Below are 6,397 nucleotides of genomic sequence, written 5' to 3'. Positions count from 1 at the left end.
AACGATGTCCTCGCCAATCTCCCTATCTCCCTCTCTCCCCATCTCCCTATCTCCCCCTCTCCCCACCCTCCCCACCCTCACCACACTTCTTTTAGTTATAGATTTACAAATATGAAATGCACCCAACATCTACAACTTCAACCCTCCCTGCTGTAACTTCTTAAAGGGATCGAGAATAAAATCAATAATCCGACGCTGGCGCACAATCACCTCAGCCATGGCCGTATCTCCAGGACGCAAGGGAATACACTTATCAGCCGAAGCTATACAATCCTGCTTCAGTTCAATTTCTAAATCATAAACTGCTCTTTTACCATTAGGAGTATCCACCTCAGAGGTAGTAGGAGAAATGTCTACTAACTCTCCTGCTACGACTCCATAATCCTGAAAGGGATAGGCATCAAATTTAAGCTTCACTGGCATTCCTGTCTCTAAAGAACCACTTTCAGTCGTTGCCATCTGCCCTCGAATTACCAACACCGAACCTGAGGGTGCAATTTCCGCCACCATACTTCCTGACTGAACTACCGCTCCAGCGGCTTGAATCGGTAATTCAAACACCGTACCACTGACCGGTGCCTTTAATACTCGTTGCTTTAACTGAAGCTGCAACGAGTTAATCTCACCCTTACTTTGAGCAATTTCTGAATTGAGGGTAGTTATTTGTGTATCCAAATTCTTCAATTGTTCCTCCACCCTCAGCAGCGCTAATTTACCCGAGTGGCTCAGAGTCTGATAACTTCTTTGTTGTTCCTTTAGTCGTAACTGTGCCTGTTCAATCTCTGCTCGCGCTTGTCGAAGGCTTCGTTCATAACTACTCTGTTGTTCAGTTAGACGTAACTTACTCTGCTCAATCTCTGACTTGGTTTGTTCATACAACCGTTGCCTCTCCTGTAGCAAATCTTCCCGATCTACTACTTGGATTTCCGAAACAATGCCTTCTTGATAGGCATCCTTGTAACGGTTCACCTCCCGCTCAGCATTATCCAAACGATTCTCAATTATATTAAAAGACTTTTGACTAAGTTTAAAGGTCTGACGCGCCTGATTAACTTGAGCTAACTTTTCTTCTTGTTGTAAATCATAGGAATTCTTCAGAGCCTCCAGATTCTGTAGCGCTTGGTCTACTTGTGTTTGTTTTTCCAACACTTGAGCTTGATTTTGTTGCTGCTGAGTTGCCAATGCTACCACTAATTGATTTTTCAGCAACTCTAACTGAGACAAGCGATTTAAGTGACCTTTTAACTTATCTTGTACTTGCCTTAGCTCTGAATTAACTAACTCAGATTCTAATACTAATAACTGTTGTCCAGCGTCTACTTTATCTCCCTTTTTTACCTTAATATATTCTACGGTTCCCGCCACAGCTGCATCCAGCCTCACCGTGTTTCCTTTCGGTTCTAGTCGTCCCCTAGCCGTACCGGTTTCATCTACTTGAGATAGTATAGCCCAGGGCAAAATCAGGCCAACAAATGTGATTAGAAAGTACATCAGTCCCCTTGTCCAAACTTGGGGTAAACTATCGAGTAGTTCTTGAGTGGCCTCAGACCAATCATCCCGAGATGAAGCTGGTGTTGGAGAAGTCAAGGTTTCTTGGTGTTGTTGGGTGGCAGGATCTCCGTTTACTTGTCTGTTTAATGTATTTGGCATGGGTTTAGTGATTAGTAATTAGTGATTTAGCAAATAAAACAGGGAGTAGGGAGTAGGGAGTAGGGAGTAGGGAGTAGGGAGTAGGGAGTAGGGAGTAGGGAGTAGGTAACTAGTGATTAGTTATTGCTCAAAACTGTTAGACGTTATTTTATAGCGTTTATTGCATTTATGAGGTACGCTGATCAGCCTGAAAGTCCCCCTTAATAAGGGGGATTTAGGGGGATCCCTTTGTCCTTCATGGGAGAGAGAATTGCTATATAACTCATCACTCAATTTCATCAGCCTTAAATTGCTGTTGATTCAGATAATAATAATGTCCCCGTTTTGCCATTAACTCTTTATGGGTTCCCCTCTCAATCAATACTCCTCTATCCATCACTAAAATTAAATCCGCATTCCGGACTGTAGATAAGCGATGAGCAATGACTAATGTTGTCCTCCCTTTGAGAATCTGATTTAAATTATTCTGAATAATCCGTTCGGATTCGGCATCTAAATGGGAGGTGGCTTCATCTAAAACTAATAACTTAGGATTCCCTAATAAAGCTCTTGCGATCGCAATCCGTTGCCGTTGTCCACCAGACAACATTCCTCCCCCTTCCCCAATCTGGGTTTCATAGCCCATGGGCAACTGTTTAATAAATTCATCAGCACCCGCTAATCGTGCTGCTTCCATAATCTCGTCTAAACTAGCAGCGGGATGACCTAAGCTAATATTTTCCCGAATGGTTGCACCAAACAAAAACGTATCTTGGTCTACTACTCCCACTTGCGATCGCAAAGACCCTAAGGACAAACTCGTAATATCGAGTTGATCAATTAAGACTTTACCATCCGTAGGAGGATACAATCCCAATATCAATTTAGAAATCGTAGTTTTCCCAGACCCACTGCGTCCCACTAGGGCTACCATTTGTCCTGGTTTCACTTCAAAGGAAAGATTTTCCAGTACATTTATCTCACTTTCTGGGTGATAGCGAAAGGTTACCTTATCAAAGCAAATGTGACCTTTAATTGGGGGTAACGATTGACGCGCCTGCTGCTGCAAATCCTCCTCTGGTTCAGCATCCAACACATCATTAATCCGTTCCATAGCAATTACTACTTCCTGGAATTCATTCCATAACACGGTTAACCGCTGGAAGGGAGTAATCACATTTCCTAGCAGCATATTAAAAGCCACTAATTGCCCAATCGTTAGCTGATTTTGAATTACTAACCACGCTCCATACCAGAGTAGGGCTGTTGTGGCCACGGCTTCAATCCCATTGCTGAAAATTTGGAGGCGATTGCTGATAACTTGCCCAGTAAATCCCTGTTTTATCTCCTTATTTAATAACTCCTCCCAATGCCAACGTACTGTTTGTTCTACTGCTGTTGATTTTACCGTTCGGACACCAGAAAGGGTTTCAATCAGATAGCTATTCTCTTTGGCGTAAGCCTGAAATATTTCCCGGGAAATCTTCCGTAAAAACGGTGTCGCGATTAAGGCTAGTAGGAAAAATGGCGGCACAATCACTAAGGCCAATAACGCCATTTTCCAACTGTACCAAAACATCAATCCTACATAGATAAATACCGTTAGTAAATCCAGCAGAATTGATAAGGCTTCACCGGTCAGGAACTGCTCAATCTTGCGGTTTTCCTGGACTCGTGATATAATGTCACCAACATAGCGGGACTCGAAAAACGAAAGAGGCAACCGCAGTGTATGGCGAATAAATCCTACAATCAGCGCTGCATCTACTTTATTAGCCGTGTGGTCTAGTAGATATTGCCGCAATCCCATCATCGCGACTCGAAATAGGCTAAACATCAGTAGCCCTAACCCTACCGCCATTAAGGTTAGCCCAGAGCGCTGCACCACGACTCGGTCTAAAATTAGCTGGGTAAATAGAGGTGTAATTAATCCAAATATCTGGATAAATAAGGAAGCGATAAACACTTCGAGCACCACTACCCCATGGGGTTTCATTAACTCAAAGAATTGCCAGAAGGTAGTAGTGGTCTCTTTAGCATCCTTGAGTAACGCAGTCGGTTGTAGCAGCAGTGCATAACCGCTCCAATCTGCTTTAAATTGCTGGTGGCTGAGGGTACGTTGACCAATGGCTGGGTCAGCAACAATAACGGAATTTTTGGTTATTTGATAAACAACAATATAATGTTTACCTTCCCAGTGAACAATGGCTGGTAGTTTTTGTTTGGCTAGCTGGTCAAGACTAGCTTTAACCGGACGAGTAGAAAAGCCAATACTTTCTGCTGCTGCTGATAATCCCCGCAGTGATGCACCATTACGGTCTACATTAGCGATATCTCGCAAACGATTCACACTAAACCGTTTTCCCCAATAGCTAGATACCATTACCAAACAGGCGGCACCACAGTCAGAACCACTCTGCTGGGCAAAATATGGATAGCGTCGGATTACCCGTTGCCATAAATGTCCCACTCGTTGATTAGGATTGGGAAAATAGGCTTTACTAATCGTTTTGGCAGGTGTGGATGGGGCAGTCGCTGATGGGGTTATGGGCTGGGGTGATGGAGTGGGCTGGGTGTCGGAGTCAACCAGTACTGAATTTTGCCTACGGGCGTACTCATACAGATGGTCTCGGATGCGAGGATATTTGCTAATTAGTGGAAACAACAACTCAGGGGTGAGATAGCAAAGCTGAAGATTCCGAGAAGCCCTCGCTGAGTAAGGCGAAAAGGATGCATCGGGAAAAAAGGTAGATTCCCCAAACGAGTCTCCCTCTGTCAAGGTGGCAAATTTTTCCCCAGCACTGTTGAGTAATCTAACCTTGCCGGTCATCACGATATAAATACCAGCTTCCGCCTGTTCAGCTTGCCAAAACTGGCCGACTTTTGGTTCGATAAATTTTATCTGTTTGAGAATCCGGGAAAATTCGGCATCATTAAAGGAATGCCCTAGGGTATCCCTCAGCTGCTGAGAAGAAATTGGGGCTAAATTTTGAACCATAATCCTCTAAACCTAAAAAATCTTCGAGGGAGAGTTAGCGATCTAGATGGCAGGGTCGCTATATCCAGGCAAAATCCTGTGGTAATATGAAGGCAATGTAAAGTTATGAAAAACTCACTGTCTTAATGCAGTCGCTCATGGCCCATGGGTCTGTGTGCGGAACCTGCGTCCGCACCTGTCTTGATGCAGTCGCTCATGGGGGGAACCCCCGCATGAAGGCGCTGCATCGCTCTCCAGCCCCGTGGAAACCAAGCCAGTTGCTCATGGGGGAGACCCCCACAGGTCGGCACTGGCTCCCCAAGACCGCTTAGGTGCCCTTGACCTAGGCGAAAATTCCCCACGGGTCGAACCTCTGCATCGCTTTATATTTGGGTTGCCATTCGAGCTTCATACCGAAACAACAGAATTTTTGTAGGGTTTTGCCACCACCAAACTAATCAATCAAAGTATGATGGTTGCGGTGCGACAAGGCGCGAGGTTCAAACCCCCACTGGAAAGCGCACCAACAGAAAGGCGCGAAATTAAAAATTGAAGTAAACCCACAGTTGTTAAGAAGAGCCTGCCGGATGTAGGAGTCTGTTGACAGGGTTAAAGTCAACGTGGTTTTAACCCTCGGGCGTTGGGCTAACCACAGAATCAACACTGTTTTAACCCGTTAAGATGTCAATATCAACCAATTTCAAGGAAATTAAATAACCAAGATGGAAGAAGAATCCTATTCTTACCGGTAGTCTGGGTATTATATAACAGAAGATTGTTCTGTGAAAAGCGTTTTTACTATCGCTAGGCAAAAAACCAAGACTATAAACGAAGCCAGTCAGCGGACTTTAGATCGGATACTTCAAGAGCATCCAGGTCCCGAATCGCAATCCGATTACTAGGCTGATTGAGATTGCTACTCTCGTTTTCTTGGATAGGTTTCCCTTTAGTAGACAGCCCCATTTGTTTAAGCAGCCGATTCACATGCTGAGGGGTTATTTTAATTCCCAACTCTTTCGCTAGATGTTTACTTAACCACCCCGCTGTCCAACGCTCAAAGGCATAACCAAATTCTTTTGGACCACGGCTGACCAGTTCTCGCAACCGTGCCAGATAGTGATCATTTACTGCTTTAGGGCGACCAATGGGATGATCATTCCACTTATGGGCTTGACCCATACGAGCCATAAAAATCCAATGGCGTACTGTAGCGGCACAACACCCTAGGGCTTTACAAATTTGAACTTGGCTTTTCCCTTCATCCGCTAGCAGCATAATTTCGATACGCTGACGATACTGTTGTGGTAAATCCGATTGCAGATTTTTTTGTAGCAGTTTGCGCTGAAACGGTGTCAAACAAAGACCTACAGAAATGCGTTCGCGTAGCGTGGCCGTAGGCCAATCGCTCTTAGTTTCCGATGTCAATTGATGGTGTGATATTGGTTTCATTGATTAGACGTTGGCATAAGTAGGGAGAAACAATCGGCCAAAGTCTATAGTTGCACATTAATACACCAATATAAACTAACTTTGTTGCCAAATTGGCACTTTTTTTTATTAATAAAAATTAATTTATAATGAAAATTATTTATTTTTGTAGACTAAAGTGATATAATCATGCTGAATCTTTAAGACAAAAGCACAGCAATTTGATGATATGGTGCTTGCCCATATCCTCGTGATCAGTTGTGGGAAAATCTAATGTGGGCGAATCTAATTAATTTGCCGATCTCAGCTGATGGGCAGATGGGGGCATGGGGGCATGGGGAGAGTTATTGACGTAATATATTC

4 protein-coding genes are annotated in these 6,397 nt (G+C 44.0%); 1 reads left to right on the top strand and 3 read right to left on the bottom strand.

Annotation, left to right across the window (positions count from 1 at the left end):
- Positions 1-129: 129 nt before the first annotated feature.
- Positions 130-1,650, bottom strand: a complete 1,521-nt coding sequence (locus F6K46_RS22385) for an HlyD family efflux transporter periplasmic adaptor subunit (RefSeq protein WP_293051695.1) — start codon at positions 1,648-1,650, stop codon at positions 130-132.
- A 265-nt stretch (positions 1,651-1,915) separates the two neighbouring features.
- The gene (locus tag F6K46_RS22380) at positions 1,916-4,627 is read right to left on the bottom strand and encodes a peptidase domain-containing ABC transporter (RefSeq protein WP_293051698.1); all 2,712 of its coding nucleotides are present in this window, start codon (positions 4,625-4,627) and stop codon (positions 1,916-1,918) included.
- Between the two features lie 125 nt (positions 4,628-4,752).
- Between F6K46_RS22380 and F6K46_RS22375 the strand changes: the two genes are divergently transcribed.
- Positions 4,753-4,938: a hypothetical protein gene (locus tag F6K46_RS22375; RefSeq protein ID WP_293051701.1), complete on the top strand. Its 186-nt coding sequence runs from the start codon at positions 4,753-4,755 to the stop codon at positions 4,936-4,938.
- A gap of 490 nt (positions 4,939-5,428) precedes the next feature.
- On the opposite strand, the gene F6K46_RS22370 is transcribed toward F6K46_RS22375, so the two are convergent.
- Positions 5,429-6,055, bottom strand: coding sequence for a helix-turn-helix domain-containing protein (locus F6K46_RS22370; RefSeq protein WP_293051704.1), 627 nt, complete (start codon positions 6,053-6,055; stop codon positions 5,429-5,431).
- Between the last annotated feature and the right edge of the window lie 342 nt (positions 6,056-6,397).

Source organism: Moorena sp. SIO3E8 (assembly GCF_010692445.1).
Classification (GTDB): Bacteria; Cyanobacteriota; Cyanobacteriia; order Cyanobacteriales; family Coleofasciculaceae; genus Moorena; species Moorena bouillonii.
Note: the sequence above shows the minus strand (reverse complement) of the source record. Positions and strands in the feature narration are given on the sequence as shown.

Excerpts from the sequence above, each read along its gene's own strand:
- F6K46_RS22385 (WP_293051695.1), bottom strand. The coding sequence starts at position 1,650 with ATGCCAAATACATTAAACAGACAAGTAAACGGAGATCCTGCCACCCAA.
- F6K46_RS22380 (WP_293051698.1), bottom strand. The coding sequence starts at position 4,627 with ATGGTTCAAAATTTAGCCCCAATTTCTTCTCAGCAGCTGAGGGATACC.
- F6K46_RS22375 (WP_293051701.1), top strand. The coding sequence starts at position 4,753 with ATGCAGTCGCTCATGGCCCATGGGTCTGTGTGCGGAACCTGCGTCCGC.
- F6K46_RS22370 (WP_293051704.1), bottom strand. The coding sequence starts at position 6,055 with ATGAAACCAATATCACACCATCAATTGACATCGGAAACTAAGAGCGAT.